This window comes from Acidiphilium multivorum AIU301 (genome assembly GCF_000202835.1).
Lineage (GTDB): Bacteria > Pseudomonadota > Alphaproteobacteria > Acetobacterales > Acetobacteraceae > Acidiphilium > Acidiphilium multivorum.
The window spans coordinates 422,141-448,701 of the sequence record NC_015186.1; the positions used below are offsets into that span (position 1 = coordinate 422,141).

The window sequence follows — 26,561 nt, forward strand, 5'->3', positions numbered from 1 at the left end:
CGCGTCATGGCCTCCTGCCGGATCGAGCGGCGCCTCGCGATCCCGGTCGCCGCGGCCTACGACCTGATCGCCGACATCGAATCCTATCCCCGCTTCGTCCCCTTCTGGCTCTCCGCGACCATCCTCGAGCGCACCGCGCGCCGGATGACGGTGCGCCAGGCCGTCAGCATCATGGGCCTGCGGATGGACTTCGTCTCCGCCGCCACCCTCGACCCGCCGCACCGCATCGCCATCCGTTCGGCCTCGCTCCCCTTCCGCGATTTCGCCCTGTCCTGGTCGCTGCGCGAGATGCGCCCGGCGGCAACGCTGATCCGCGCCGAACTCGCGGTCGAATTCGACTCCCGCCCGCTCGATGCGATGGCATCGCGCCTCGTGCCGGTGCTGCTCTGGCGGGTGGTCGCGGCGTTCGAGCGGGAGGCGAGGGGCCGCGCCGCTCACCCCGCGAGAAGATAGGCGAGCGCCAGCAGCAGCCCGGTCGCCAGGTGCACGCCGATGGTGATCGCGTTCACCCCGAGCAGCTCGAACGGCAACCGCGCCCGCTCGCCCGGCGCCGCCCGCCAGCGCCGCACCCACAAGCTCCCCTTGCGCGCCGCGACGAGGGCGAGCGGCAGCGGCAGCAGCGCGAGGAACGCGTATCGTGTCGCCAGCGCCGGATCGGCCCGCCCGATCAGCCCGAGCAGCGCGATCAGCCCGAACCCCGCGGCATCCAGCGCCAGATAGGCGCGGAACGGCCGCCGGAAATCGATGTCGCCGCCCGCCGTCTCCGCCAGCCGCACCACCCAGGTCCGCTTGCCCGCCGCCGCGTCGGCCGGCGCGTCCTGGAACTGGTTGATCCACAGGATCAGCAGCACGAACACCGAAACCGGCAGGGCGGCCAGCAGCCCCGCCAGCCAGGGCACCGGCACGTGCATCGCGCTGGCCAGCACATAGGCGGTGCCGAGCACGATCACCGGCCCGAAGCCGAGCGGCACCGCGACCTCGCCGAGCCCGCGATAGCTCAGCCGGAACGGTCCCATGGTATACATGATGCCGAGTGCGCAGCCGATCACGCCGAAGCCGAGCAGCGGCGTCGGCGCCAGCGCGTGGCCGGCGAGTGCCGCGTTGATGTGCAGCCCGATCGCGACCGTGCCGCCGAAGCAGATCGCGCTGCCCAGCAGCACCTTCCACGCCGCCACCATCCCGAGCTGGATCGCCCGGCTGCCCCCGGTGAACGGATTGCCGCCAACCTCGTTGCCCTCGTCGGCCCCGGTCTCGTGGTCGCCGTAATCGTTGATCAGGTTCGTCCCCGCCGCCGCCAGCAGAACGCCCGCGATGCACCAGAGGAACAGCGCCCACGGCCAGTCAGCCCCGGTCCCGGCCCGCGCCATCGCGAACCGCGCCACCGCCCCGCCCAGCAGCACCGGCACGATCGCGGCGGTGAAGAACGGTGCCCGCACGGTGCGGATCCACAGCCGCATCCACCCGCCGAGATCCTCCAGCGCCAGCCGCGCGTCGCTGCGCCGGTTCTGCGGCAGCGCCTGCCAGGCGAAGCGCGGCGTCGCCATCCGGTCCACCAGCGCGAGCCGCGTCGGCCGCAGCCGGTAGCAGGCAAATTCTCGCGCCGCCGCGTCATCCGGCCCGGCCCCGCCATGCAGTGCCGCCAACACCCGCCCCCGCGCCGCCGCCTCCCGCAGCTCGACGCAGAAGCCCGTGACCTCCAGCAGGAGCGAAAATAACGGATCGTCAGTCTCGACGATCGCCTGCGCCCGCGGATTGATCGACAGCAGGGCGGCGAGGCGCGAGGCGCGATGGGCGGCGAAGACGATGTCCTCCCCATCCCGCGCGCAGAGCAGCGGTGTTGCCGACGGGTTGCCGTCGATCGCGCCGGCGATCACCATCCGCCGCGCCTTGTCGAACAGTTGCGCGGTCAGCGCCTGGTCCGCACTCGCCCGCTCCGCGTTGCCGCCGAGGCGCATGGCGCCGAACTGGTCCATCCCGGCCTCCCGTCGTCCCGAATTCCGCGCTCAGCCGCACATGCCGTTCAGATTGACCGGCGCCGTTCCGGCCGGCGCCTTCGGTGCCGCCTGCGGCGCGGCGGGGGCCGCCTCGGGTGCGGCCGGGGCCGGCGCGATCGGCGTCGCCACGATCTCGGGGCAGAGGTTGAGCGCCCGCACCATCGCCGCCTGGTCCGGCCGCGCCGCCGCCGCCTCCAGCGCCTGTCCCCACGCCGCGAGTCCGCCCGTCATCGCCCGCGCCATCACCCCCGAGGCCCGCAGCATCACCGCCGCCTCGGCCGCCTTGTCCGTGGCGTTGCCATACAAGATCACCTGCGGCGAGCGGCGCAGGCGGTTGATCTCCTGCGGCAGCGCAAGTTGCGATATCGGAACGTTGCGCGCGTCGCGGATATGCCCGGCGGCGAACTCCTTCGGCGCGCGGATGTCGATCAGCGTGAAATCCCGCCGCTGCGCCATGATCAGCGCCCGCACGCCGGCCGGCGCGATCTGCGTGTCGCCGCGCGCGATCGCCTGCGCCAGCGTCGTCGACGCGCCCGGTGCGGCGGCCAGTGCCGCGCCCGCCGGCGCCATCACGACGAGCGCCGTGGGCAGCGGCGGCACCGCGGCCGCCGCGGCGGTCAGCAGCGAAAGGAGCGGGGCGTGTTTCGGTGTGCGGGCCATGGTGGTTGCGTTCCTTCTAGAAGCGGCCGTTCGGGTTCTCGCCGTCATGGCGCAGGCGGTCGAGCAGGGCGGCGTTGAACTGGTTGTGAAAGCTCCGCCAGCCGGTCTGCTGCCCGGCAGTGACGACGATGTCGCGCAGCAGGAACCCGCCGACCAGCACCAGCACCGAGGCGGTGCCGGCCAGCAGCGCGATCGGCCGGCGCCAGCTCGCCGCCTCCATCAGCAGCGGCAGCGCGAGGCCGAGCGCCATGAACCCGACCCAGAACAGCCCGGTCAGCGCCCCGCCCAGCAGCAGCGCCACCGCCGCCTGCTGCAACGCATTGCCGTTGAGCATGTCGATCAGGAATAGCCCGATCAGCGCCATCTCCGCCAGGATCAGCCCGAGATCGATCCGCCCGAACAGGTGCCGCTCCTTCGCCGTGCGCGCGCCGAGAACGATCACCGCCGCCCCGGTCGACATGCCCGAGACCAGGAACAGCGGCCCGAGCAGCGCCGAATGCCAGAACGGCCGCGCGTTGAACCCCGAGAGCAGCACGCCGGTATAGACGCAGAGCGCGATCCCGAGCGCGACGTTCACCGCCGCCACCGCCCGCCGCGCCGCGACGCTCAGCCCGATCACCCGCCCCGCCAGCGCGCCGATCGCGGGCAGCCCCCGCAGCCATCGCGCCAGCGGCGGAAACCCGGCATCGATCCCGCCCAGCGCCATCAGCGCCAGCGCCGGCATCACCAGCAGCAATATCCACGATCCCCACGACATCGGCGAGGTCACATGCAGGACCGTGTAGAACCGCCACACATTGATCTTGCGCTCGAGGTCGAGGAACAGCGCGCCGAGCCCGACCGCCAGCAGCACCAGCGCCACCAGCGGCGCGCGCCGCGCGGCGAAGGGCGCATCCTCGTCCCGCCGCCCGAGGATCACCGCGCCCGAGCACAGCATCATCCCGCCCGCCAGCCCGCCGAGAAACAGATAGGTCGCGATCTGCCATCCCCAGATCGCCAGATGCGGCTCGACGCGGGGATTCGCCAGAACGCTCGCCAGAACCTCTTCACGCATCCGCCCGTCCTCCGTCCGCCATCCGCACTAACGCAGGTAGAACACGTTGGGCTGGTTGCCGGTCTCCGGCGCCAGCACGTAATGCGCGCGCGTGGCGAGCAGCCGGCTGACCGCGCTGCCCGGATCGTCCAGCAGCCCGAAATGCATCGCATGCGCCGGGCAGGTCGCCACGCAGGCCGGGTCCTCGCCATACTGCACCCGATGGACGCAGAAGGTGCATTTGCCGATATAGCCTTGCGGTTCCATGATCAGCCGGGAATCGTAGGGGCAGGCGGCGATGCACGCCTTGCAGCCGGTGCAGCGCGTCGCATCGACCACCACAATGTTGCTGCCGTTCCAGTACTGGCTCGCCCCGGTCGGGCAGGCGTCGACGCAGGTGGCGTGCGAGCAGTGATTGCACCGCTCCGAGCGGAATTCCGTCTTCAGCTCCGGATACCGCCCCTCGGTGATCTCCACCACCCAGTCATAGCACAGCCCCTCCGGCACGTTGTTTTCCATCCGGCAGGCATCGACGCAGTCGGTGCAGCCGATGCAGGTCTTCGTGTCGATCACCATGGCGAAATGCGGCATCACGCGTTCTCCTTGCGGAACGTCACGAAATTGCCCCGCATGCCGGTGCCGCCCATGATCGGGTCGTAGAGCACCCGCGTCATCAGCGCCGAATCATCCGCGCCGCGCCCGCGCGCGAGCGAAAGCCCCGGCGCCGTATGGCCGAACCCGTGCACCAGCCACACCGAATCCGGCCGCGTCCGCTCGGTCACCCGCACCCGCACCTTGTTGCTCACCACCCCGTCCTGGTTCACCAGCCGGACATAGGTTCCGTTGCGAATGCCGAAGCGCCGCGCCGCCGTCGGATGGATCCACACCAGGTTCTCCGGCATCAGCTGGTAGAGCACGGGATTGTTCTGCGTGCGGCTGAAACTGTGCTGCGGCGCGCGGCCGTAATTGAGGTGGAAATGATCCGCCGGCGGCGCTTCCGGCCGCGTGTAGCGCGGCAGCGGATCGAACCCCGCCTGCTGCAAGGTTGCCGAGAACAACTCGATCTTTCCGCTCGGCGTCGCGAAGCGCGGCGTCTCCCCCGGCGCGAAATACGCCGGCGTCCGCCGCGGGAACGCCCTGATCCCGGTCGTCTCCAGCTCCTTCAGCGAGGAGCCGACCTGGCGCAGCTGCCAGTCGATCACCTCGGTGTAATCCGTCCACGGGAAATACCGCCCAAGGCCGAGCCGCGTGCCGATCTCGCGTGCGATCCACCATCCCGGCTTCGACTCCCCGCGCGGCGGCAGCGCCGGTGCCCGCAGAGCGAGCGCGGGATACCGCTCGCCGCTGTTGCGCAGCGGGTCGTGCCGTTCGAGATACGAGCACTCCGGCAGCACCACATCGGCATAGCCGGTCACCTCGGCCGGCTGCACGTCGACCGCGACGATCAGCTCCAGCGACTGCGCCGCCGCGTCCAGCGTCCTGCGGATTCCGGGCATCGTCATCGGCAGGTTGGTGTCGTAGACGATCAGCCCCTTGTAATGCGCGTCCGCCCCGTGCGCGTTGTCGAGAATGACATTGGTCACCGGCGCGCCCGCCAGCGGAAACACCGGCAGCGCGATCTCCCGCCACGAGGTCTTCGGCACCGGATAGGCGGGCACCGGATAGGCGGGCAGGGCGACGCTCTCCGGCAGGTAATAGCCGCCCTCGCGGCCCCAGATCCCGAGCAGCCCGGCGAGGATCGCCATCGCCCGCGCCCGCTGCGTGTCGTCGCCCCACCAAGTCGAGTGCCGGCCCGGATGCACCACCGTCGCCGGCGCCGCCGCCGCCATCAGCCGCGCCGTCTCGCGGATCTGCGCGGGCTCGATCCCGGTCTCGCCATAGGCCCATTCCGGCGTGAACGGCGCGACATGCGCGCACAGCGCCTCCAGCCCCACCGTGTTCCGCGCCACATATCCGGCATCGTAGCGCCGCTCCGCGAGAATCACGTTCATCCACGCCAGCAGCAGCGCGATATCGGTGCCGGGGCGGATCGGCAGCCAGTGATTCGCCTTCCCCGCCGCGACCGAGAAGCGCGGATCGACGACGATGATCGTCGCATCGTTGCGGATGCCGTCGGTGAAGGTCCGCACCTGGCTGTTGTGCAGGTTCTCGCCGATATGCGTGCCGATCAGCACGATGCAGCGCGCCTTCGCCATGTCGGTCTGCTCGGGCGAGCCGAAGCCCTGGCCGAACGTCAGGAAGAACCCGGTGTCGCGCGGCCCGCGGCACTGCGCGAAGGCCGGCTCGGCGATGCTGTCCGAACCGAAGGCGCGCACCAGATGGCTGAAATGCGCCGCCCCCGGCCCGTGCACGAGCGCCGCCAGCCGGTCCGGCCCGTGCTCGCGGGCGATCTTCTCCATCCGCTCGGCCACGAGCCCCAGCGCGTTGTCCCAGCTCGCCACCTCGAAGCGCTGGTCCGCCCCCTTGCCCATCCGCACCAGCGGCCGCACCAGCCGGTTCGGATCGTAATAGGCGCCGACCCCGCCGGTCCCGCGCGTGCAGAGCCGGCCCTCGCAATGCGCATCCTCCGGGTTGCCGGTGATCTTCCACAGCCGCTCGCCGCGCGTGTGAACCTTCGCGGCACAGGCCCAGAAGCAGATATTGCAGACGGTCGGGGTTTCCGTCGCCGGCGCCTCGGTCATCATCCTCTGCCACTCGGCGGGGCGGCTGCACCCGGCGAGGGTCGGGCCGAGCAGCGCGGCCGAGGCGACGGCGGAACTCATCCTGATGAAATCGCGTCTCTGCATGCCGCCTTTTCCATCCCCGCGATGCCGGCGGCTCGGGCGCGCCGCCCGTCATCGCCGGCAACCTGGCGTTCGAGGGCCGAACCGCCTCATCCGCATGGATGAAGTCAATAAAGCCGCCGATCGTCGCCCGCATTGACCTGCGTCAACGCCTTGCCGCCGTGCATCCAATATTGAACAGCGCGATGCGGTTGCTGCGGCTTCATTTGTCCGCGCGCGCATCGTGATGACGGCGCAACGCCGCGCCGCGGCTCGGCAATGCCGCCCGGCGCGCGAGGAAGGAGCGGAACTTTCATGAACATGCAGACGAGAACAGCCGCCTTGGCCACGGCCCGGCCGGCCGCCGCGATCATGGCATCGCTTTCCGCCGCGGCACTCGGCATCGCGGTGCTGGGCCTCGCCGCCACCGCGCCCGCCCGCGCCGCGCCCGCCTCATCCGCGCCGCCGCTGGTCGATGCCGCCTGGCTTCGCGCCCACCTGCACGACCGCGGCCAGGTCATCCTCGAGGTCTACGACACCGCCACCCAGCGCCCGGCCTACGAGGCCGGCCACATTCCCGGCGCCGTCTTCACCGGCTTCCTCAACGATGGCTGGCGCGTCCCGCGCGACGGCATCCCCGGCATGCTGCCCCCGCCGGAGCAGATCGCCGGCGTCATCGGCCATTTCGGCATCGGCAACGCGACCCGCGTCATCATCGTCCCCGCCGGCCGCGCCCGCGGCGACTTCAACGCCGCCGCCCGCGTGTTCTGGACGCTGCGCATGGAAGGTGCCGACAACGCCTCGATCCTCAACGGCGGCGACCGCGCCTGGTTCGCCGACCCGGCCGATCCGGTCGCCCGCGGCAATGTTCCCCTCCGCCCCGCCGTCTTCGTCCCGCATCCCACCACCGAATATCTCGCGACGATGCCGATGGTGCGCGCGACGCTCGACAGCCACGCCGCCCAGCTGGTCGATGCCCGTCCCCCCGCCCAGTTCGAGGGCCGGGTCAGGGCGCCGGTCGATGCCCGCGCCGGCACGCTGCCCGGCGCGCGCAACCTGCCCTTCTCGGCGGTGCTGACCGCCGATGGCGAGGGCGTGCGCCCGATGCCCGAACTCGCCCAGGCGCTGCACCGCGCCGGCGTCGAGCGCGGCGCGCCGTCGATCACCTTCTGCAACACCGGCCATTTCGCCTCGACCGACTGGTTCGTGCTGCGCGAGGTCCTCGCCAATCCGCGCGTCCGGCTCTACGACGGTTCGATGTCGGAATGGTCGCGCAACCCCGCCCTGCCGATGGTCCCCGGCCACTCGGCCTTCTGAGCGGACCGGATGCGATGAAACCCGGCCCCCGCCCCGTGTGGAATCCCCATGCCGCCGGGGCGGCGCTGGGGGTGCTGCTGTTCGTCACCTTCCTCGCCACCGGCCACGGGCTCGGCGTCACCGGGGCGACGACCTACGCCACCGCGTCGGCCCTGGCGGCGGCGTCGCCGCGCGGGCTCGCGCCGCACAGCTACCTCGCCGCCTATGCCCGCGCCGGCCTCGATCAGTGGATCGTCTGGGAAGCCGGCGGCATGCTTCTCGGCGGCCTCGCCGGCGCCGCCCTCGGCCGCCGCCTGCGCCCGCGCATCGACGGCCCGCGCCTCGCCGCCTCGCCGGTCCGTCTCGCCCTCGCCCTGCTCGGCGGCACCGCCTCCGGCTTCGGCGCGCGCATGGCGATGGGCTGCACCAGCGGCATGGGCCTGTCCGGCTCGGCGCCGCTCGCCGTCGCCGGCTTCGTGTTCCTCATCGGCTTCTTCGCCGCCGGCCTCCTCGCCGGCCGCCTCGTCGCGCCGCTCTGGGGCGGGGAGGGCGGGCGATGATCCATCTCCCCCTCGGCTGGACCGGCTCGCTCTCCGGCCTGCTCATCGGCCTCGCCTTCGGCGCGATCCTCGAGGGCGCCGGCTTCGCCGACCCGGCGCGCCTCACCGGCCAGCTCCGCCTCGTGGACTGGACGGTGTTCAAGGTGATGTTCACCGCGATCATCGTCGCCGGGACGCTGCTCTACCTGTTCCGCGATCTCGGCCTGCTGCCCTTCGGGCGCATCTTCGTCCCCTCGCTCTATCTCTGGGGCACGCTGCTCGGCGGTGCCCTGATCGGCATCGGCATGGCCGTCGGCGGCTACTGCCCCGGCACCGCCGCCGTCGCCCTGGCCTCCGGCCGGCTCGACGGCCTGGTCTTCCTGCTCGGCATCGGCGCCGGCACGATCCTGTTCAACGGCGCCTATACCGCCATCGGCGGCTGGGCCTACGCCCGCACCGGCAAGGCGGCGCTCACCCTGCCGCAGCTGCTGCACCTCTCGCCCTGGATCATCCTGCCCGCGCTGCTCGCCCTGCTCGTCGCCGTCGTCCGACTCACCGCCGCCCCCGCCGGCCGGGCGTCGTCATGACCGCGCCCGCCCCGCCGCTCGCCGCCGCCTCGCTCGCCGCCCCGTCGCTCGCCGCGGTGGCCGAGGCCGTCGTCGGCCAGATCGCCGCCTGGGCCGCGCGCGGCGAAAGCGCGCCCGCCCGCCTGCTCGGCCCCGGCGGCGAATTCGTCGAATGGGCGCACTACCCGCAGCCCGACGCCATCGCCCCCGCCAGCGCGTGGCGCTTCTTCTACCACGCCCACGCCGCCCGCCAGCGCCCCGCCGCCGAGCACGGCCATTTCCACATCTTCGTGCCGCCGCCTGCCGGGTCCGCCGGATTTTCCCATCTCGCCGGCATCTCGGTCGATGCGCGGGGCCTGCCGCTCCGCCTCTTCACCACCAACCGCTGGGTCACTGGCGAGGTCTGGCAGCCCGCGCCCGCACTCATCGCCCGGCTGCGCCGCCCCGGCCTGCACGATGCCGAACCCTCCGACGTCGCCCGCTGGCTCGACGGTCTGCTGATCCTCTTCGCCGACGAGATCGCCGCCCTCCTCCTCGCGCGCGACCGCCGGCTCGCCGGCCCGTCCGGCGCCGCCGACCCGGCCCGGCTCGACGATCACCGCCTCCGCCTGCCGAGCCGCCGCCGGATCAGCCTGGCGGCGCGGCTGAGGAGGCTCGCTCCGCGATCCGCCCCGCCCGGCCGCGCCGGATCGCGGCCAGCCACAGCCCCGCCAGCATCAGCGTGATGATCATGCCGAGGCCCGACCAGTGCGCGTCCAGCATCGCCGCCACCCGCGCCACCCCGGTCCCGACCCCGTCCCCCGCCAGGCCGAGCAATTCCGCGCCGCCGACCACCACCGCGATCGCGGCCGATACCGCCGTGAGCGTCACGTTGTAGCGCCGCCGGGCCCGCCCGTCGCGCAGCGCCCAGCCATAGGCCCGCGTCATCAGCGCGCTGTCGGCGGTATCGACCAGCGACATCCCGGCGGTGAACAGCGCCGGCAGCGCCATCAGCCGCCACGCCGCGATCCCGTGCGCCGTCCCCGCGGCCGAGAGCGCGAGCAGCCCGATCTCCGTCGCCGTGTCGAAGCCGAGGCCGAACAGGAACCCGATCGCATACATGTCCCGGCTCCGCCGCACGAGGCGGAACAGCGGCCGCGCCAGCCAGCTCAGCACGCCCCCCGGCGCCGCGCCGCCGCGCGTCTCCGCCCGCAACGCCACGAGATTCGCCCCGGCGATCAGCGCCAGAAACCCCACCGAGACGATCGTTCCGATCCAGGCGCCATCGCGCGTCACGGCGTCGAGATGCCCCCGCAGCGCCCCCGCGCCGAACGAGACCGCCGCCGCCAGCAGCACGACGACGCTCGAATGCCCGAGCGAGAAGAACAGCCCGGCGAGGCTCGCGGCCCGGCCGCGCCCGGCCAGCCGCCGCACCGCATTGTCGATCGCCGCGATATGGTCCGCGTCCATCGCGTGCCGCAGGCCGAACAGCCAGGCCAGCCCCGCCATGCCGAGCAGCCGCGGCGCCCCGCCGAACGCCGCCGCCGCCCAGATCCAGGCGGCGACATTGGCGGCGCCGAGCCCCCACAGCACCCGCCGCGCCGATGCGTCCGCGCCCGGTCCTGCCTGCCGCTTCGCCGCCATCCGGCCTCCTCGACATCCCGCCGGCACGCCGCCCGCGGTCCCGTCACCCGAGGAGTCGCAGGAACCGGCGCTTCCTGTCGATGACGCAGGTCAAGCCGGCGGGTGCCGCCGGCGGAAACCGCTTGCCCACCCCCCGGCTTTCATGTTCCTGTTCCGTTCATGGATGTCGCCGCCCGCTTCGCCGCCCTGATCGAAACGCTTTGCGGCGCCGTCGCCGCGCGCGGGGCAAAGGGCGCGTTCGGCGCCGCGAACGGCGCGCTGGTCGTGCTGCTCTGGTCCCGGCTGCGCCGCGCCGTCCGCCGGTTCGCCATCCTCGTCGCCGGCGCGCCGCCGCCCCGCCGGCGCGCCTCGCGCCCACGTCATCGGGCGGCGCGGACTCCCGCCGTCGCGCTGCCCCGCCGCGCCGCCTGGCTGCTCGCCCCGGTGCCCGAGGCCAGCGCCGTCGCCGGCCGGCTGCGCGACCTGCTCGAAACCCCGGAAGCCCGCGCCCTCATCGCGTCCGAACCGCGCGCCGGCCGCCTGCTTCGCCCGCTCTGCCGCGCGCTCGGCCTCCGGCTGCCCGCCTGCCTGCGCCTGCCGCCCCGATCGAGGCCCGCCGTCGCGCCCGCCAAAGCTCGCGCCGCTGCGCCGACTACCGCCACGCCGCATCCCGCGCCGGCGCCGCGCCTGTCGCCCCGCCGGCCCGTCCGGCCCGGCCCGCTTCACACCCGCGCGCCGCCGGTCCCGTCCTGATCGCCTTCAGGTCGCGGCGATACCGCCGCGCTCCCCGGACATCGCGGCGAAACCGCCGCCCGGCTGCATCCCTCGGGGCGCGGCCCGCATCCGCCTGCCGGGCCGGAACGCCGCCCGGTCAGTCGTTCGACCCGCCGAGGTTCGTGCCGCTGGCCGGCCCATTCTGCCCGGCATCGGGGTTCGGCAAAGGCTGCGCGCTGATGCCCTGGTCGGGGCTGTAGTGCGGCGCCGCCATGCCGCCCACCTCGCCGGCGGGCGAATAGGCGAGCCAGTCGGGCAGGCTCCTCTGGATCTGGTATTGCAGCTCGACATTCATGCTGCTCATCATCGTCTTGGTCAGGTCGTAGAGCGCGGCGCGCATCCGGTCCGGCGACTCGTTCGTCGGCGCGGTCTCGCTGCGCGAGACGGTCGCCTCGGCATAGCCGACGCGCTGGCCGTTGCTGGTCCGCACGTTGAGATCGACCGTCATGGTGCCCACCAGCGTGTCGCCCACCTGGTGCAGCGAGGCCTGCCGGATGACGAACGAGGCCGAGCCGGGGCTGCCATTCGCCACCAGCCGCTCATGCGCCATGCGCTCCAGCACGCGCGCCGGCGGCTCGGGGGCGAGGTCGATCATCTTCGCCGCGTCCGGTCCGGGCCGGTAATCGTCGCGGATGCGGATGCTGGCGACCTTCAGGGTGATCGGCGGGAGGTAGGAATAGTCGAGCCGGGCGAAGGTCGTCGGCGCCGGCGCCTCGGTGGCGCAGGCCGACAGCGCCAGCGGCGCCAGCACGATCCCGGCGAGGGCGAGGCGCCTCATGACGCGCCTCCCGGCTCGCCGGCCGAGGCGGCAGCGGCGATCTCGCCGCGCGGGAAGCGGAAATCGACATTGCAGAATTCGCACGTCATCGTGATGTCCCCGTCGATGGTCATGTGATCGAGATCGTCTCCGGAAAACCCGCCCAGCACGTCCGAGAGCCGGGCGCGCGAGCAGCGGCAGCCATAGGCGAGCGGCCGCGGCCGGTCCACCGCGACGCCCTCGCCGTGAAACAGCCGGTAGAGCACGCGCTCCGGCGGCAGCGTGTCGTCCAGCAGTTCCTCGTCGGTGATCGTCGCGGCGAGGATCTTCGCGGTGCGCCAGGCTTCCTCCTGCTCGGCCTCGCTCACCGCGGGGTCGATGCCGCCGGCGCCGGCGATCCGCTCGATCACCAGCGCCGCGGCGCGCCAGCCCGCCGGCGTCTCGGCGGCGGCGAGGTGGATCTGGCAGGGCAGCTGCTCGGAGGTCTCGAAATAATGATGCGCCATGTCCGCCAGGCTCTCGCCCTCGAGCGAGACGATGCCCTGGTGGCGCTCCATGTCCGGCCCCTGGTCCACCGTGAAGGCGAGGTAGCCGTCGCCCATCATCGCCCGCGCGGTGGCCTCTTCCGGCAGCGCGATCTCGTCGGACAGCCGGGCATAGCCGCGCAGCGCCCCGCCATCGGTGCAGTCGGCGAGCAGCAGCGGCACGGCGCCGTCGCCCTTGGCCTGGAGCGAGAAACTGCCGGTGAATTTCAGCGCGGTGGCGAGGCTGGCGACCAGCGCCAGCGCCTGGCCGAGCAGGGCGCGCACGTCGGGCGCGTGGTCGTGCCGGGTCAGCAGCGCGTCGGCGAGCGGGCCGAGCCGCACCAGCCGGCCGCGAACCGGCTGATTCGGGAGGAAAAACGGCGTGACACCGCGGGGCACGGCAATATCGGGCACGTCGGGCCGGGTGCGATCGAGAAAGGGCGGCAATTCGGTCATGGCCGTTAAATAGAGGCACTGCGCCCGTTTTGCCATCGCCGGCGGCGCGGCGCGCGATGCTGCGATGCAAAATCGCCGGCGGCGCGGCGGGTCGACCTCACGAAACCGCTTGCCCGACGCCGCCGCGCAAGCTAGCGAGGCAGCATGGCTGAGCATGATGATGGCGATCTGATCGCCGCGATCCGGGGGCTGGCGCGGGCGAACGTTCTTGTAGTGGGCGACCTGATGCTCGACCGCTACGCCTATGGGCGCGTCGAACGGATCAGCCCGGAGGCGCCGGTGCCGATCCTGACCGTGACGCGCGAGATCGCGATGCCGGGCGGGGCGGGCAACGTGGTGCGCAACCTCACCGCGCTCGATGCGGCGGCCGCCTTCGTCTCGGTGGTGGGCGACGACCAGGAAGGCTCCGACCTCACCGCGCTGATCGGCGGCCAGCCGAATGTCGAGCCCTGGCTGCTGGTGGAAACCGGCCGGGCGACGACGGTGAAGACGCGCTACATCGCCGCCGGCCAGCATCTGATCCGCGCCGACCGCGAACTGGTGATGCCGCTGACCGACAAGCTCGGCGAACGCCTGCTCAAGATCGCCTCCGACGCGATGGCGGCGACCTCGGTCACCGTGCTGTCGGATTATCGCAAGGGCGTGCTGGCGCCCACGATCGCGCGCAACCTGATCGCCAGCGCCCGCTCGATCGGCCGCACCGTGATCGTCGATCCCAAGGGGGCGGACTGGTCGCACTATGCCGAGGCCGACGTGATCACGCCGAACCGCCGCGAACTCGCCGAAGCGGTCGGGCGCGACCTGCCGGACGAGGCCGCCATCGTCGGGGCGGCGCGCGAGGTGATCGGCCGGTTCGGCTTCGGCGCGGTGCTCTGCACCCGCTCCGAGGACGGGATGAGCCTCGTGACCGTCGATACGGTCCGGCATTATCCGGCCGAGGCCGCGGAAGTCTACGACGTCTCCGGCGCCGGCGACACGGTGGTCGCGGTGCTCGCGGCGGGGCTGGCGAGCGGCCTGCCGCTCGAGATCGCGGCGCGGCTGTCGAACATCGCCGGCGGCCTCGTGGTGGGCAAGGTCGGCACCGCCGTCGCCCGGCCGGACGACCTGGTCGACGCGGTGAAGCCGGCCTCGGGCGCGCTGCGCAAGGTCGTCACCAGGCAGGCCGCCGCCGAGGCCGCCGAGCGCTGGCGCCAGCGCGGCTGGCGCATCGGCTTCACCAATGGCTGTTTCGACCTGCTGCACCCCGGCCATGTGCATCTGCTCGAACAGGCGCGCGCCGGGTGCGACCGTCTCGTCGTCGGCCTGAACGCCGACAGTTCGGTGCGCCGGCTCAAGGGCGCGTCGCGCCCCGTCCAGCCCGAGGCGGCGCGTGCCGCCGTGCTCGCCTCGCTCGCCAGCGTCGACCTCGTCGTGATCTTCGAGGAGGACACGCCGCTCGACCTGCTCTCGGCGATCCGGCCCGATGTCCTGGTCAAGGGCGCGGACTACACGCACGATACCGTGGTCGGCGCGCGCGAGGTCGAGTCCTGGGGCGGGCGCGTCATGCTCGCCGAGCTGCTGCCCGGCCATTCCACCACGGCAACGGTCACCCGCCTGCGCAGCTGAACGGCGCCGGCGCGCTTGCATCCCGCGCCGTCCCGCCCCCATATCGGTGTCTGGTCCTGTTAACCGGGCGCCGTTCCCGGAACGATCCGGCGGACACGGACATGTGCCGGCTTTGCCGAAAGCCCGCGCTGCGGTGGTCCCGTCCGGTCGCGTCGCGGCGCCGCATTCCGGAGTGTCGCCATGGCCGTCAATTCCCGGCAGTTCCGCATTCACCCGAGCGTTCCCGTCGACCTGTCGTCCTGGCCGACAGCCATCGACCCGCTCTTCGACTCGAAGCACGACTACCGCGCGGAACTGGATGACCACATCAAGCGGCTCAGCGAGATGCAGCAGCTGCTCTACGCCTCGAACCGCCATGCCGTGCTGATCATCTTCCAGGCGATGGACGCGGCCGGCAAGGATGGCGCGATCAAGCATGTGATGTCCGGCGTCAATCCGCAGGGCTGCCAGGTCTTCAGCTTCAGGCACCCGAGTGCCATGGAACTCCAGCACGACTTCCTCTGGCGCACGACGCGCAACCTGCCCGAGCGCGGGCGGATCGGCATCTTCAACCGCTCCTATTACGAGGAGGTGCTGATCGCGCGCGTGCATCCCGAGATCCTCGCCAACGAGGGCGTGCCGGAACCGCCGTCGGGGGTCGGCTCGATCTGGGAGCACCGCTACCGCTCGATCAACGATCTCGAACGCCACCTCTCCGGGAACGGCACGAAGATCGTCAAGATCTTCCTGCACATCTCGAAGGAGGAGCAGTTGCGCCGGCTGATCGCCCGGATCGACGATCCCTCGAAGAACTGGAAGTTCAGCACCGCCGACGTCGAGGAGCGGAAATTCTGGAACGACTACATGGCGGCGTATCAGGACTGCCTGAACGCGACCAGCACGGTCGAGGCGCCCTGGTACGCGGTGCCGGCGGATGACAAACGCAACGCCCGCCTCATCATCTCGAACATCCTGCTGGAGACGATGCAGGAGCTCGACATGAACTATCCCGAGGTGAGCAGCAAGCGGAAGAAGGAGCTCGCCCGCATCCGCGAGGATCTCGCGAAATCCTGACGCGCCGTCAGGCCTTCCTGCGCTCGCCACCCAGATAGGCGGCCTGCACCTCGGGCGAGGTCAGCAGCGTCTTCGCGTTGTCCTCGATGACGAAGCGGCCGACCTCGAGCACATAGCCGCGATCGGCGAGTTTCAGCGCGCTGCGGGCGTTCTGCTCGACGATCAGGATGGTGACGCCGCTGTTGGCGATCTCGCGCAGGGTGCGGAAAATGCCCTGCACGATGATCGGCGCGAGGCCGAGGCTCGGCTCGTCGAGCAGCAGCAGGCGGGGCTTCGCCATCAGCGCCCGGCCGATCGCCAGCATCTGCTGCTCGCCGCCGGACATCGTGCCGGCGAGCTGGCTGCGGCGCTCGGCGAGGCGGGGGAACATCTGCAGCACGAAGTCGAGCGAGCCGGCAACCTCGCCCGCCGGGCGGGTGAAGGCACCGAGGCGGAGATTCTCCATCACGCTCAGCGTGCCGAACACGCGCCGCCCCTCGGGCGACTGGGCGATGCCGAGGCGCACGATCCTGTCCGCCCCCAGGCGGGTGATGTCGGTCCCCTCGAAGACGATCGAGCCGCCGCGCGGCGTCAGCAGCCCCGAGATCGTGCGCATCAGCGTGGTCTTGCCGGCGCCGTTGGCGCCGAGGATCGCCACGATCTCGCGCGTTTCCACCCGCAGCGAGACGCCCTTCAGCGCCTCGATCTGACCGTAATTGACCTTGAGGTCGGCGATTTCGAGCAGGCTCACGATACGCCCTCCTCCTCGTCGTCATCGCGCCCGAGATAGGCCTCGATCACCTGCGCGTCGTTGCGGATGTCGTCCGGCCCGCCCTCGGCGATCTTCTGGCCGAAATTGATCACCACGATCTTGTCGGCGACGCTCATCACCACGTTCATGTCGTGCTCGACCAGCAGTACGGTGATGCCGCTGTCGCGGATGCCGAAGATCGTCTCGCTGAGAGCGGCCGATTCATTGTCGTTCAGGCCGGCGGCCGGCTCGTCGAGAATGATCATCTTGGGATCGGCCGCTAGCGTGCGGGCAAGTTCGACGCGGCGCTGCACGCCGTAGGGCAGCGAGACCGCGCGGTCATGCGCGAACCGGTCGAGATCGAGCCGGCGCAGGATGTCGTGCGCGCGCTCGGCCAGTTCAGCCTCCTCCCGCCGCTGCGACGGCAGGCTGAGCAGCCCCTGCCACCATTGCTGGCGCACCCGCAAATGGCAGCCGGCGCGGACGTTTTCCAGCACCGACATTTCGGGAAACAGCCGGATGGTCTGGAAGGTCCGCATGATGCCGGCGGCGGCGACGAGATGCGGGCGGCGGGCGGTGATGTCCTGGCCCTCGAAGCGGATGCTGCCCTCGGTCGGCCGGTAGACGCCGGTGATCATGTTGAACACGGTCGTCTTGCCGGCGCCGTTCGGCCCGATCAGGGCGACGATCTGCCCCTTGTCGACGGTGAAGGAGAGCCTGTCGACCGCGCGCAGCCCGCCGAAGCGGATGCCGACCCCATGGAGTTCGAGCAGCGCGCTCATGCCCGCGCCCCCCGCCGCGGCCACAGGCCCTGCGGGCGCAGCACCATCACCAGGATCATCGCGAAGCCGAAGACCAGGTAGCGGTATTGCGCGAAGTCGCGGAAGACCTGGGGCAGCACGAACATCAGCGCGGTGCCGAGCAGCACGCCGGGAATCGAGCCCTGGCCGCCGACGATGACGATGGCGAACAGCGTCACCGATTCGGTGAACTTGAAGGAGGACGGGCTGACCGTGGAGAGCTGCACCGCGAATAGCGTGCCGGCGAGCCCGGCGAGCCCGGCGCCGATGGCGAAGGCGAGCGTCTTCACCTTGCGCGGATTGACGCCGATCGTCGTCGCGGCGAGTTCGTCCTGCTTGAGATAGCGCAGCGCGCGGCCGAATTCCGAGCCGTCGAGATTGCGCATCAGCACCAGCACGATGCCGAGCACCACCCAGTCGAGCCAGTACATCGCGCTCTGGCTCTCGATCGGCAGGCCGAACAGCGAGGGCACGCCGATGCCGGTGATGCCGTCCGACCCGCCGGTGAGGCCGAACAGGTTGTTCTGCATCGCCAGCACGAAGATCGCGTTGAAGCCGATGCTGGCGACCAGCAGGTAGTCGCCGCGCAGGCGGATCAGCGGGGCGGCGAGCAGGGCGCCGAAGGCGGCGGCGAGCAGGATGGCGAAGGGGATGGTGAGAAAGATCGGCCAGTCGAAGGTGACGTTCAGGATCGCCGTGACATAGGCGCCGATGCCGAAATAGACGGCGTGCCCCATGTCGAACATGCCGGCGCGGCCGAGAATGATGTCTTCCGACAGGGCGACGATGCCGTAGATCGCGAAGATCGCGGCGACGGAGACCCAGGCGCTGTTCAGCGCGAGCGGCAGGAACAGGCCGAGGATCCAGACGGCGATGCCGGTGTTGCGGGTTGCGGACGCGCTCATCACACCTTCTCCGCGACGCGTTCGCCCAGGAGTCCCGAAGGCCGGACCAGCAGGATTCCGATCAGCAGCGCGAAGGTGATCGCGTCCTGCCATGAGCTGGAGATGTAGCCGGCGGCGAAGGCGTTGAAGAGGCCGAGCAGGATGCCGCCGAGCATCGCCCCCGGAATGTTGCCGATGCCGCCAAGGATGGCGGCGATGAAGGCGTAGAGCCCGTAGGTCCAGCCCATGGTGAAATAGACTTCGCGGTAATAGACGCCGATGAATAGCCCGCCGACCGCGCCGAGCGCCGGGCCGATGATGAAGACGCTGGCGATCACTCGGTTGACGTTGATGCCCATCAGCCGCGCGGCGTCCTGGTCGATCGCCGCGGCGCGGATCGCGGTGCCGAAGCGGGTGTGGTTCACGAACAGGTAGAGCGCCGCCATCAGCAGGAAGGAGACGATGATGATCATCACCTGCACGAAGCTGATCGAGGCGCCGGCGATGTGATAGGTCGTCGTCGGCAGCAGGCCCGAGGGGAACACGCTGACCTGGGGGCTCCAGATCAGCATGATTCCGTTCTCGATCAGCAATGACGCGCCAAGTGCCGAGACCACGGCGGCGAGGCGATCCGCCTTGCGCAGCGGCCGGTAGGCGGCGAGTTCGAGCACGACGCCGGCCACCGCCACCACCACGATCGCCGCGACGAAGGCGAGGATCAGCAGGGCGGCGCCGGGATGGCCGGCACCGCCGAGCGAGGTGAGGAAGGTGAGGCCGATGAAGGCGCCGAGGATGCAGAGATCGCCGTGGGCGAAGTTGATCAGGCGCATCACGCCATAAACCATCGTGTAGCCCAGCGCGATGAGCGCGTAGATGCCTCCGACCGTCAGGCCGTTGAAGACCTGCTGGATGAACGTTCCCATGACGAAACCTCCCCCCGGCGCGACCGGCCCGTCAGCCGGCCTTGGGCGCCGGATAGACGATCTTGTAGCTGCCGTCGGCCTGCACCTCGAAGGCGGTGAACGGGCTGCCGACGCGCTCGCCCTTGTCGTTCCAGCGGAACTGGCCGGTCAGGCCGTCGAAGCTCTTCATCGTGTGCAGGTAGTGCTCGAGCTTCGCCGGCTTGACGCTCCTGGTCTGCTCGATCGCCTGCATCACCGCGCGCATGCCGTCGGCGTTGGTGAGGGTGAAGACCGAGGGCGGGCTCTGGTGATATTTCGCCTTGTAGGCGGCGACGAAGGCCTTGGCGGTGGGGTAGGGGAGCTGTTCCGGACCGGGCACGTTGACGATGATGGCGCCCTTCGCCGCGGAGCCGGCGATCTTGCCGAAGGCGACGTTCTGGTTGGCGTCGCCGCCGACGAAGGTCGCGGTGATGCCGAGCTGGGCCATCTGCGCCTTGATCAGGCCGCCATCCGAATAGTAGCCCGAGAAATAGATCGCATCCGGCTTCAGCGCCTTCAGCTTGGTCAGCACCGGGGTGAAGTTCTGCGAGCCGGCGGTGATGAAGGCCTTGTCGATCACCTTGCCATGGTCGGCCTTGATGTTCTTGATGACCGCATCGGCGAGGCCGGTGGCGAAGCTCGAATGGTCGGTCAGCACGGCGATGCGCTTGAAGTGGCGGACATCGATCAGGTATTTCGCGGTGAACTTCGCCTCCGCGCTGTTCGGCGCCGCGTTGCCGAACCAGGTCTTGTAGCCGCGCGAGAGCAGCTTGTTGCTGGTGCCGTCCGAGGTCTGGATGACGTTCGAGCGCGCATAGATCGGCTCGGCCGCGAGTGCCGCGCCGCTGGTGTAGGAGCCGATCACGGCGATCACGCCGTCATTCACGAGCTGGCGCGCGCAGATGGCGGCCTGGGAGGCCTTGCCCTCGTCGTCGCAGACCTTGACCTCGATCTTGCGGCCCAGCAGGCCGCCCTTGGCGTTCTGCTGGTCGGCGAGCAGCTTCACGGCCTTCTCGATGCCCTGGCCCTCATCGGCATAGGTGCCGGTGATGGGCGCCTGCACGCCGATCTTGATCGGCCCGGAGGCCGCGTGGGCAATGCCATACGGCGCCGCCAGAGCAACGGCCGCCGCGAGCCCGATCCCCATCTTACGAATCATCCTGATCTCCTTTTTTGATTGATTGGTCCGAGCCTGTCGCAACAGGATCGGCTTGGCAACCTTCCAGCCACGGATCGACCGCCCAGTCGGCCGCCAATCCGGCGGCCGGGCGCAAGCGGCCCGACGGCCTTCCAGCAGGAAATGCCGGTTCGACGCAACCGGCGATGCCGCAAGTGCCGCCCGGGAGCCAGCACAAGCCGGCGAGGGGCGGAAACCCGATCCACATCCTGTGGGCGAGGCGGAAGATTTTTCACGAATCCGCGATGTCGGCAAATCTGCGCGAAAGGTCGAGAAGTTTCTCATGGTTAAATATAATCGGCCAAACTTGGACGCGACCCAGCCGCCCGATTTTGATGGAGGGGACCGCTTGCCAAGCCGAACGAACCTGAGTAATAGCGCCTTCACGGAGCGCGGGCGTAGCTCAGGGGTAGAGCACAACCTTGCCAAGGTTGGGGTCGAGGGTTCGAATCCCTTCGCCCGCTCCAGATTTCCTAGGGAAAATCAAGGACTTCGAAGCGGCCCTCTGGGGCCGTTTTTGCTTCCAAGTCCCCTTCGGCGGCAATTCGGAAGCGGAGTGGAAGCACCATGCAGAAAGTCGGCGGCGGCGGAATCGCAGGTTCGGCGGTTCCAATCTGGAGTCGAAGCGCCGCTCGGCGGGGGACAGCACCTGGCGGGCCTCGCCCGCCGCGCGACGGGCGGCCACATGGTGGACGGCACTGAAACCGCACCCCGACGGCCAGTGGCGGGATTGGCCCCATTTCTAGCCACCGCCAGCACCTACGGCTTTCGCCCCAGGTCAGGACTGCCAGCGAGCCGGCAGTCGGTGTAGTGATAGGCCACCGATGTGCGGACGCTACGCCAGTTTCCTGTCCCCCGACGCGATCGCCAGGCTGTTTCACACCGCCGGCGCGCTGCCCAATGTCGCCCCGTCCTGGAACGTCGCGCCGAGCCAGCAGGCGATGGTGGTGCGCCGGCAGCCGGAAACCGGTGAGCCGCATCTCGATCTGCTGACCTGGGGCCTGGTGCCGCACTGGACCAAGGATCTACGAGCGGCGCGGCGGCCGATCAACGCGCGAGCGGAGACGGTAGCGACCTCGCCGATGTTCCGCGATGCCTTCGCTCGCCGCCGGGCGCTGATCCCGGCGCAGGCGTTCTACGAATGGCAGCGCACCGAGAACGGAGCCAAGCAGCCCTACGCGATTGCGCGGCGTGACGGCGAGGCGCTGGCCTTTGCCGGTCTCTGGGAAGGCTGGCGCAGCTCCGAGGGCGAGGTGCTGCGCAGCTTCGCCATCGTCGTCACCGCCGCGAACGCGACCATGGCGCCCATCCATGACCGCATGCCGGTGATTGTCGAACCACCCGACTGGCCGCTATGGCTCGGCGAGACCGAGGGCGATGCCGCCGCGCTGCTGCACCCGGCGGCCGAGGACACGCTGCTTGTCTGGCCGGTGAGCACGCGGGTCAACCAGCCAGCCAACAACGCTGCCGACCTGCTCGCCCCGCTTCCGGCCGCCTGACGGCACCAGGCGATGACCGAGCACCAAGCCCCGTGGCCCGATGGCGAAGTGCTCGCTGGGATCGTCGAGCGGGTGACGTTCCACAATGCCGAGAGCGGCTTCGCCGTGCTGCGGGTGAAGGCGCGCGGGCATCGCGACCTCGTCACCATCGTCGGCCATGCCGCCGCCATCGCCGCCGGCGAGTGGATCACCGCCACCGGCGAATGGGTGAACGACCGCACCCATGGGCAGCAGTTCAAGGCGCGCTTCCTGAAGACCTCGGCGCCGACCACGGCGGAGGGGATCGAGCGCTACCTCGCCTCCGGCATGATCCGCGGCATCGGCCCGGTCTACGCCAAGAAGCTGGTGCGCGGCTTCGGTGAGGCTGTGTTCGACATCATCGAAGGCGCGCCGCAGCGCCTGCGCGAGGTGGGCGGGATCGGCGAGGTCCGGGCAAAGCGCATCGTCGATGCCTGGGCCGAGCAGAAGGTGATCCGCGAGATCATGGTGTTCTTGCACAGCCACGGCGTCGGCACGGCGCGCGCCGTGCGCATCTTCAAGACCTACGGGGCGGACGCCATCCAGGTCATGAGCGAGAACCCGTATCGGCTCGCGCGCGACATCCGCGGCATCGGCTTCAAGACGGCGGATGCCATCGCCGCCCGGCTCGGCATCGAGAAGACCGCGATGATCCGCGTCCGCGCCGGCATCGGCTACGCGCTGTCGGAGGCGATGGACGACGGCCATTGCGGATTGCCGGTCGCGGAACTGGTCCCGCTCGCGGAGCGCCTGCTGGAGGTGCCGGAGGCGCTGATCCGCACCGCCCTCGACTTGGAGCTGGCCGACGGCGCGGTGATCGCCGATCGCGTCGGCGAGGCGGACTGCGTCTTCCTCGCCGGCCAGGGCGGCGCGCCGGCCGGCGATCGAGGCGGATAAGGCCATCCCATGGGTCGAGCGGCGGATCGGCATGACGCTCGCGGAGAGCCAGCGCCACGCGGTCGGCCTTGCCCTTGCCTCGAAGCTGCTGGTGATCACCGGCGGGCCTGGCGTCGGCAAGACGACGATCATGCGGGCGATCCTCGCCATCCTCGCCGCCAAGGGAGTGCGCATCCTGCTCGCGGCCCCCACCGGGCGGGCGGCAAAGCGGATGAGCGAGGCGACCGGGTTCGAGGCCAGGACGATCCATCGCCTGCTGGAGGTCGATCCGCGCACCGGCGGGTTCCGCCGCGAGCCCGACCATCTCTTGGAATGCGACCTCCTGGTCATTGACGAGGCCTCCATGGTCGACGTGCAGCTGATGCACGCGCTGAGCCGGGCGATCCCCGCGGCGGCAGCCCTGCTGGTGGTGGGCGACGTGGATCAGCTCCCGTCGGTCGGGCCCGGCCAGGTGCTGGCGGACCTGATCGGCTCCGGCGCGGTGCCGGTGGTGCGGCTGACCGAGATCTTCCGCCAGGCGGCGTCCAGCCGGATCATCACCACAGCGCACCGGATCAACCGCGGCGAGATGCCGGACCTGACCCGCGCCGAGGCAATTGGCGAGGTCATTCCTGGTTTTTTTAGATCTGTGCCGATGGGCCCATTTGGACGGATACCACACTCAGATACCAACTTATCGAGGCACGCCCGTCTCAGAAGCCATACTTCTCGCGACGAAGTTTGAAGGCCGCTTCGCCGCCCTCCATGATCTTTTTGATGGCCTCGCGGACGTCGGGCATGTCGATCGCACCGGTGCCACCGATCGTGCCGCGCGACTGGTCGCCCATGGCGCGGTAATGACACCAGGCCACCAGCTCGGCGTCGCCATTGACGACCAGATTGGCGTTGTGGCTGGCGAAGATAATCTGCCGCCGCTGCTTCGCCTGCCAAATCTTGGCGACGATTTCCAGCATGACCGGGTTGTCTAGGTCTTCTTCGGGCTGATCGATAATGAGCGGGAACGTGCCTTGCGTGAGCAGCGTCTCCAGCAGCGCTGTCGCCTGCTGCCCGGCCGATGCATTGCCAAAGGGGATATATTCGGCTTCGCGAGACCGGTATTCGAACATCGGAACGCTTTTGATCGGCGTCAGCGACAGCGTGAGCCACTGTTCCGGTTTAAGCGTCCGGCCGATGCGGTCCAGATCTCCGGAGGACAGCCCGATCGAGGTCAGCGTCGGGGTTTCCGGGCGGCGCTCGGCACCGTCCCGTTCCGGCTCATGTTCGGCCAGCTTTTCGAGATCGTTCAGGATGGCGTTCCACTGATCGCCCGGCTTCGGCGCCGCGACGATCGACTCCCCAGGCAATTCGATCTTGTTGCCCTGTAGCCGGGACCCACTCAGCGCCTGCCGAAAGACGGCGGTAAAATCATCCGCCGAGGCGAACCGCTTCACGCGGGCGCGGATCGAGTAGCCCGAATTTGCCGTCAGCGACGCGCATTGCGCGTCGAACAGCGTGTCGCGTTCGCCAAGCAGTTCCTGCCACGCCTGCCGATCGACAAGATAGCTTGCCTCCGTTTCGCTCAGCGCGCGGAGTTCCTCTTTTAGCTGGGCGACTTCCCGGTTTAGCTTAAGCGCCTGCGCCTCGATGGCCTGGAGTTGCTGCAATTTCTCCGTATGAGATGAGGACTTCTGCACAGCGGCATCATACGATGCCTTGAAGATGGCAAGTTCCGTGTTCCACTGCTGCCAGGGTGTCACGGGGGCCCCACCACCGTGAGTATCCAGCAGCTTTGCCGCCCTGTCCGACAAAGCCGTCAGGGCCACTTTGGCCTCATCGAGCAAGCCTCGGTATTCTGCATGCGCGGCCGCCAATGCGGTGCTTGGGGGATCTGGCGGCGGCGGGGCCAACTGCGTGAGAGACAGGCCCACGGTCCGCTGAAGCGCCGCCGCGGCCTGCCCGATCAACCTGATTCCGTCTCTCCAGCCTTCCACCAACTGATTGGCCGCGTCGAAGAGCTTGCCACGATCGAGCAGTGCCCGATCCTCGTCGGCCAGGCCAGTAAGCCCCGCCCTCAAGGCATCAGCCTGCTCGGTCAGGGATTTTGCTTCCAGCTCTCGCTTCTGGATCGTTTGTTCTAGCGCTCGGCGCCGGCGACGTGTCGCGTAGGACTGCCGTATCCGTTCGGCGTGATCGGCCAGATCGCGGTCAATCCGGTTAAGTTCGCCGCGAATGGGGGCCGTCACAAATCGTGTCAGCTCGTCGATGCGCACGCTCACGTCGCTCAGCTGCTTCTGGCTGTAAGCTTCGATCGGCAGCAGCGACCTCACTTCGTCTTCAGCGCACGGCCGCATCTCGCCGGCCGCGATCTTGAGTAGGATCAATCCGTCGGTGCTGGACCTGCGGACGATGTGCGGCACGCCGTTGACCTCAAACCGGACCTCGACCGTCGCCGCCAACGGCTTCAGGGTCTGTTCGATCAGGCGGTGTCGGCGCGCCTGGTAATTCGGTGTCTCAACATCTTCGATGCCGGGAGGCTGGTCACACAGCGCCCAACGCAAATATTCGAGGATCGTGGATTTCCCAGTTCCTCGGCCGCCGATCAGGGCGTTGTATTGGGAGTTTAGTTCAAGGTCGATCGGCCCCAGGAAGAGACTGTTGCTGACGCTGATGGACGCGATCACCAGGGCCGGCAGCAATGGGGTTTCCTGCGAAACCCGGGACTCCTGCGCGAGGCAGGCCTGGCGCAGCGCTTCCGCAGTTGGCGTTGCCCATTTCACCCAGGTCGTGCTGGTCCCGAGGTCTCGGTGGTCTTCGTGTCGGTTATCCGATGTCTGGAAACAGGCGATCCGCTTGTTGCCCCAGGCCTTGTTATGACCGTCAAGAATGCTTCTGCGGCCCGGCTTCATCTTCGACAACGAACCGTCAACATAACCGCCGACGCATGGCATCTCGATGTATTTTCCCATCTGCCCGGTGCGAAGAAGCGAATATTCGCCTTCGCCGGTGACATTTGGGAAGATGATGTATTTGTCTTTAAGCCAGCTATGCCGATCGAGTTGCTGTTTCAGATCAAGGAATGAATGCACGCTGTCGAGGCGCGTGACGTTCCCATTGCGGGGCTGATCGTCAGCTGGGGGAGTCAGGTGAAGCGCTGTTAACACCTGCCCAAACCAAGCTTCGGGAAAGTCAGCATCAAGAAGCAGAATCGCCTGACACGGCACACCGAGCGTGAGTTCAATCCCTGGGAACACGACCAGCCGCTTGCCGGGTGGCAGCGCTTCGCCACTCTCGTCGATTTCGGATGCCGCCGCTTTGAGAACGTAGGGGACGAAGGCCATGTCGTGATGATCGGTAATGGCGATCGCATGTAAATCGTGGCTTCTGCAGTAAGCGACGAGCGACTCAGCGTACGCTGCCCGATCCTCAGCTGTTACGGCATCCTTTCCCTTCCAATTCTGATCGCGGGGCGTGTGAACTTGAAAATCACATCGATAGAAATGCGCTCCTTTGTCCACCGGCCGACGCCCCTTGTCGAAGAAGGGCCACCGCGTTGCGTCGGCAGGCCTCCATTTCCTTGACGGTCGTCGGCATCCCCGCCAGAACCGCCCCCGCAGCTTATCATTGGCCGTTTTCTTGTTCAAATATCCCCGGAAGCGCAAGAACGCCTCCTACGCCCGCCGGCCTTGCGACGTCGACGGTGGCTCATGCTGGTGTGTCAACTTCCTGCTCTATGCATCACTTTTCGGCTCATAGGCCCAAGGCTGGCCAGCGAATCGCAGGAAGTGAATGAGCGGGAAGCCGATTTTGGGACGCAAAATAGCCCCGGTTGGTGCCGACCCAGCCGGCCGACGGCACCTGCAGCGTCAGGCAGTGATATTTCGGGGGCGGGCTTAGGCAAACCGGCCCTTTGCGAAGGAAGACGGAAGCCTCGGCCAGAGCATGAGCTGCTTTCGTCCGTCTGCCCCAAGAATCTTGAATTTTGGAGGGAAAGCCTTCCCGCACCCGGGGCGAAGGT

General features: G+C 69.4%; 24 protein-coding genes, 1 tRNA gene and 1 pseudogene. 11 read left to right on the forward strand and 15 right to left on the reverse strand.

The window, feature by feature from the left end; all coding sequences use genetic code 11:
* The first annotated feature begins 6 nt into the window (after positions 1-6).
* Positions 7-453 carry a type II toxin-antitoxin system RatA family toxin gene (locus tag ACMV_RS01820; protein WP_013639345.1) on the forward strand — a complete coding sequence of 149 codons (447 nt, stop codon included), beginning with the start codon at positions 7-9 and terminating at the stop codon, positions 451-453.
* Here the strand turns inward: ACMV_RS01820 and ACMV_RS01825 are convergent.
* The 6 genes from ACMV_RS01825 to ACMV_RS20675 all read right to left on the reverse strand — a co-directional run bounded on the left by ACMV_RS01825 (position 435) and on the right by ACMV_RS20675 (position 6,823).
* The gene (locus tag ACMV_RS01825) at positions 435-1,973 is read right to left on the reverse strand and encodes a prenyltransferase (protein WP_013639346.1); all 1,539 of its coding nucleotides are present in this window, start codon (positions 1,971-1,973) and stop codon (positions 435-437) included. The genes ACMV_RS01820 and ACMV_RS01825 overlap by 19 nt on opposite strands.
* 30 nt (positions 1,974-2,003) lie before the next feature.
* Positions 2,004-2,654 carry a rhodanese-like domain-containing protein gene (locus ACMV_RS01830; protein ID WP_013639347.1) on the reverse strand — a complete coding sequence of 217 codons (651 nt, stop codon included), beginning with the start codon at positions 2,652-2,654 and terminating at the stop codon, positions 2,004-2,006.
* Between the two features lie 16 nt (positions 2,655-2,670).
* Complete coding sequence (gene nrfD / locus ACMV_RS01835) at positions 2,671-3,708, reverse strand: NrfD/PsrC family molybdoenzyme membrane anchor subunit (RefSeq protein ID WP_013639348.1); 1,038 nt, start codon at positions 3,706-3,708, stop codon at positions 2,671-2,673.
* A 27-nt stretch (positions 3,709-3,735) separates the two neighbouring features.
* The gene (locus tag ACMV_RS01840; protein ID WP_007423706.1) at positions 3,736-4,278 is read right to left on the reverse strand and encodes a 4Fe-4S dicluster domain-containing protein; all 543 of its coding nucleotides are present in this window, start codon (positions 4,276-4,278) and stop codon (positions 3,736-3,738) included.
* Positions 4,278-6,473, reverse strand: coding sequence for a molybdopterin-containing oxidoreductase family protein (locus tag ACMV_RS01845; RefSeq protein ID WP_013639349.1), 2,196 nt, complete (start codon positions 6,471-6,473; stop codon positions 4,278-4,280). The genes ACMV_RS01840 and ACMV_RS01845 overlap by 1 nt, the downstream gene beginning before the upstream one ends.
* Before the next feature lie 104 nt (positions 6,474-6,577).
* Positions 6,578-6,823, reverse strand: a complete 246-nt coding sequence (locus tag ACMV_RS20675) for a hypothetical protein (protein ID WP_162491916.1) — start codon at positions 6,821-6,823, stop codon at positions 6,578-6,580.
* Here ACMV_RS20675 and ACMV_RS01850 point away from each other — a divergent pair.
* The 4 genes from ACMV_RS01850 to ACMV_RS01865 are packed head-to-tail and all read left to right on the forward strand — an operon-like array spanning position 6,822 to position 9,575.
* On the forward strand, positions 6,822-7,766 hold the full coding sequence (locus ACMV_RS01850) for a sulfurtransferase (RefSeq protein ID WP_231295333.1): 945 nt from the start codon (positions 6,822-6,824) through the stop codon (positions 7,764-7,766). The genes ACMV_RS20675 and ACMV_RS01850 overlap by 2 nt on opposite strands.
* A 14-nt stretch (positions 7,767-7,780) precedes the next feature.
* The gene (locus ACMV_RS01855; RefSeq protein WP_013639350.1) at positions 7,781-8,305 is read left to right on the forward strand and encodes a YeeE/YedE thiosulfate transporter family protein; all 525 of its coding nucleotides are present in this window, start codon (positions 7,781-7,783) and stop codon (positions 8,303-8,305) included.
* On the forward strand, positions 8,302-8,871 hold the full coding sequence (locus tag ACMV_RS01860) for a YeeE/YedE thiosulfate transporter family protein (RefSeq protein WP_013639351.1): 570 nt from the start codon (positions 8,302-8,304) through the stop codon (positions 8,869-8,871). Before ACMV_RS01855 ends, ACMV_RS01860 begins: the two co-directional genes overlap by 4 nt.
* Positions 8,868-9,575 (forward strand): DUF6969 family protein, encoded by a 708-nt coding sequence (locus tag ACMV_RS01865; RefSeq protein WP_013639352.1) that lies wholly within the window; start codon positions 8,868-8,870, stop codon positions 9,573-9,575. Before ACMV_RS01860 ends, ACMV_RS01865 begins: the two co-directional genes overlap by 4 nt.
* On the opposite strand, the gene ACMV_RS01870 is transcribed toward ACMV_RS01865, so the two are convergent.
* On the reverse strand, positions 9,478-10,473 hold the full coding sequence (locus ACMV_RS01870; RefSeq protein WP_013639353.1) for a HoxN/HupN/NixA family nickel/cobalt transporter: 996 nt from the start codon (positions 10,471-10,473) through the stop codon (positions 9,478-9,480). The genes ACMV_RS01865 and ACMV_RS01870 overlap by 98 nt on opposite strands.
* Positions 10,474-10,632: 159 nt before the next feature.
* Between ACMV_RS01870 and ACMV_RS01875 the strand changes: the two genes are divergently transcribed.
* Entirely contained in the window at positions 10,633-11,205 is a 573-nt protein-coding gene (locus ACMV_RS01875; protein ID WP_013639354.1) for a hypothetical protein, read from the forward strand.
* A 118-nt stretch (positions 11,206-11,323) separates the two neighbouring features.
* Here ACMV_RS01875 and ACMV_RS01880 read toward each other — a convergent pair whose 3' ends face one another.
* Positions 11,324-12,004 (reverse strand): hypothetical protein, encoded by a 681-nt coding sequence (locus ACMV_RS01880; protein WP_013639355.1) that lies wholly within the window; start codon positions 12,002-12,004, stop codon positions 11,324-11,326.
* Complete coding sequence (gene hslO, locus ACMV_RS01885; RefSeq protein WP_035186357.1) at positions 12,001-12,963, reverse strand: Hsp33 family molecular chaperone HslO; 963 nt, start codon at positions 12,961-12,963, stop codon at positions 12,001-12,003. The genes ACMV_RS01880 and hslO overlap by 4 nt, the downstream gene beginning before the upstream one ends.
* Before the next feature lie 144 nt (positions 12,964-13,107).
* Between hslO and rfaE1 the strand changes: the two genes are divergently transcribed.
* Positions 13,108-14,568 (forward strand): D-glycero-beta-D-manno-heptose-7-phosphate kinase, encoded by a 1,461-nt coding sequence (gene rfaE1, locus ACMV_RS01890; RefSeq protein WP_013639356.1) that lies wholly within the window; start codon positions 13,108-13,110, stop codon positions 14,566-14,568.
* A 180-nt stretch (positions 14,569-14,748) separates the two neighbouring features.
* Complete coding sequence (locus tag ACMV_RS01895; RefSeq protein ID WP_007422738.1) at positions 14,749-15,621, forward strand: ADP-polyphosphate phosphotransferase; 873 nt, start codon at positions 14,749-14,751, stop codon at positions 15,619-15,621.
* Positions 15,622-15,628: 7 nt separating this feature from the next.
* Here the strand turns inward: ACMV_RS01895 and ACMV_RS01900 are convergent, their stop codons facing one another.
* Genes ACMV_RS01900 through ACMV_RS01920 form a run of 5 tightly spaced genes read right to left on the reverse strand, consistent with a single transcriptional unit; the run spans position 15,629 to position 20,135 of the window.
* A complete protein-coding gene (locus ACMV_RS01900; protein ID WP_013639357.1) occupies positions 15,629-16,351 on the reverse strand; it encodes an ABC transporter ATP-binding protein in 723 nt (240 codons plus the stop codon).
* On the reverse strand, positions 16,348-17,133 hold the full coding sequence (locus ACMV_RS01905; RefSeq protein WP_013639358.1) for an ABC transporter ATP-binding protein: 786 nt from the start codon (positions 17,131-17,133) through the stop codon (positions 16,348-16,350). The genes ACMV_RS01900 and ACMV_RS01905 overlap by 4 nt, the downstream gene beginning before the upstream one ends.
* On the reverse strand, positions 17,130-18,056 hold the full coding sequence (locus ACMV_RS01910; protein WP_013639359.1) for a branched-chain amino acid ABC transporter permease: 927 nt from the start codon (positions 18,054-18,056) through the stop codon (positions 17,130-17,132). The genes ACMV_RS01905 and ACMV_RS01910 overlap by 4 nt, the downstream gene beginning before the upstream one ends.
* A complete protein-coding gene (locus ACMV_RS01915) occupies positions 18,056-18,958 on the reverse strand; it encodes a branched-chain amino acid ABC transporter permease (protein WP_007422743.1) in 903 nt (300 codons plus the stop codon). The genes ACMV_RS01910 and ACMV_RS01915 overlap by 1 nt, the downstream gene beginning before the upstream one ends.
* Positions 18,959-18,989: 31 nt before the next feature.
* On the reverse strand, positions 18,990-20,135 hold the full coding sequence (locus ACMV_RS01920; RefSeq protein ID WP_013639360.1) for a branched-chain amino acid ABC transporter substrate-binding protein: 1,146 nt from the start codon (positions 20,133-20,135) through the stop codon (positions 18,990-18,992).
* 410 nt (positions 20,136-20,545) lie between these two features.
* On the opposite strand from ACMV_RS01920, the gene ACMV_RS01925 reads away from it, so the two are divergent.
* The 3 genes and pseudogenes from ACMV_RS01925 to recD2 all read left to right on the forward strand — a co-directional run.
* Positions 20,546-20,620, forward strand: a tRNA-Gly gene (locus ACMV_RS01925).
* Between the two features lie 357 nt (positions 20,621-20,977).
* Positions 20,978-21,652, forward strand: coding sequence for an SOS response-associated peptidase (locus tag ACMV_RS01930; RefSeq protein ID WP_013639361.1), 675 nt, complete (start codon positions 20,978-20,980; stop codon positions 21,650-21,652).
* A 12-nt stretch (positions 21,653-21,664) separates the two neighbouring features.
* Positions 21,665-23,159 (forward strand): annotated as a pseudogene (gene recD2, locus ACMV_RS01935) (SF1B family DNA helicase RecD2); the annotation flags it as partial.
* Positions 23,160-23,259: 100 nt separating this feature from the next.
* On the opposite strand, the gene ACMV_RS01940 reads toward recD2, so the two are convergent.
* A complete protein-coding gene (locus tag ACMV_RS01940) occupies positions 23,260-26,061 on the reverse strand; it encodes a TrlF family AAA-like ATPase (RefSeq protein ID WP_041664620.1) in 2,802 nt (933 codons plus the stop codon).
* Positions 26,062-26,561: the final 500 nt, after the last annotated feature.

Excerpts from the sequence above, each read along its gene's own strand:
- ACMV_RS01820 (WP_013639345.1), top strand. The coding sequence starts at position 7 with ATGGCCTCCTGCCGGATCGAGCGGCGCCTCGCGATCCCGGTCGCCGCG.
- ACMV_RS01825 (WP_013639346.1), bottom strand. The coding sequence starts at position 1,973 with ATGGACCAGTTCGGCGCCATGCGCCTCGGCGGCAACGCGGAGCGGGCG.
- ACMV_RS01830 (WP_013639347.1), bottom strand. The coding sequence starts at position 2,654 with ATGGCCCGCACACCGAAACACGCCCCGCTCCTTTCGCTGCTGACCGCC.
- nrfD (WP_013639348.1), bottom strand. The coding sequence starts at position 3,708 with ATGCGTGAAGAGGTTCTGGCGAGCGTTCTGGCGAATCCCCGCGTCGAG.
- ACMV_RS01840 (WP_007423706.1), bottom strand. The coding sequence starts at position 4,278 with ATGCCGCATTTCGCCATGGTGATCGACACGAAGACCTGCATCGGCTGC.
- ACMV_RS01845 (WP_013639349.1), bottom strand. The coding sequence starts at position 6,473 with ATGCAGAGACGCGATTTCATCAGGATGAGTTCCGCCGTCGCCTCGGCC.
- ACMV_RS01850 (WP_231295333.1), top strand. The coding sequence starts at position 6,822 with ATGGCATCGCTTTCCGCCGCGGCACTCGGCATCGCGGTGCTGGGCCTC.
- ACMV_RS20675 (WP_162491916.1), bottom strand. The coding sequence starts at position 6,823 with ATGATCGCGGCGGCCGGCCGGGCCGTGGCCAAGGCGGCTGTTCTCGTC.
- ACMV_RS01855 (WP_013639350.1), top strand. The coding sequence starts at position 7,781 with ATGAAACCCGGCCCCCGCCCCGTGTGGAATCCCCATGCCGCCGGGGCG.
- ACMV_RS01860 (WP_013639351.1), top strand. The coding sequence starts at position 8,302 with ATGATCCATCTCCCCCTCGGCTGGACCGGCTCGCTCTCCGGCCTGCTC.
- ACMV_RS01865 (WP_013639352.1), top strand. The coding sequence starts at position 8,868 with ATGACCGCGCCCGCCCCGCCGCTCGCCGCCGCCTCGCTCGCCGCCCCG.
- ACMV_RS01870 (WP_013639353.1), bottom strand. The coding sequence starts at position 10,473 with ATGGCGGCGAAGCGGCAGGCAGGACCGGGCGCGGACGCATCGGCGCGG.
- ACMV_RS01875 (WP_013639354.1), top strand. The coding sequence starts at position 10,633 with ATGGATGTCGCCGCCCGCTTCGCCGCCCTGATCGAAACGCTTTGCGGC.
- ACMV_RS01880 (WP_013639355.1), bottom strand. The coding sequence starts at position 12,004 with ATGAGGCGCCTCGCCCTCGCCGGGATCGTGCTGGCGCCGCTGGCGCTG.
- hslO (WP_035186357.1), bottom strand. The coding sequence starts at position 12,963 with ATGACCGAATTGCCGCCCTTTCTCGATCGCACCCGGCCCGACGTGCCC.
- rfaE1 (WP_013639356.1), top strand. The coding sequence starts at position 13,108 with ATGGCTGAGCATGATGATGGCGATCTGATCGCCGCGATCCGGGGGCTG.
- ACMV_RS01895 (WP_007422738.1), top strand. The coding sequence starts at position 14,749 with ATGGCCGTCAATTCCCGGCAGTTCCGCATTCACCCGAGCGTTCCCGTC.
- ACMV_RS01905 (WP_013639358.1), bottom strand. The coding sequence starts at position 17,133 with ATGAGCGCGCTGCTCGAACTCCATGGGGTCGGCATCCGCTTCGGCGGG.
- ACMV_RS01910 (WP_013639359.1), bottom strand. The coding sequence starts at position 18,056 with ATGAGCGCGTCCGCAACCCGCAACACCGGCATCGCCGTCTGGATCCTC.
- ACMV_RS01915 (WP_007422743.1), bottom strand. The coding sequence starts at position 18,958 with ATGGGAACGTTCATCCAGCAGGTCTTCAACGGCCTGACGGTCGGAGGC.
- ACMV_RS01920 (WP_013639360.1), bottom strand. The coding sequence starts at position 20,135 with ATGATTCGTAAGATGGGGATCGGGCTCGCGGCGGCCGTTGCTCTGGCG.
- ACMV_RS01930 (WP_013639361.1), top strand. The coding sequence starts at position 20,978 with ATGTGCGGACGCTACGCCAGTTTCCTGTCCCCCGACGCGATCGCCAGG.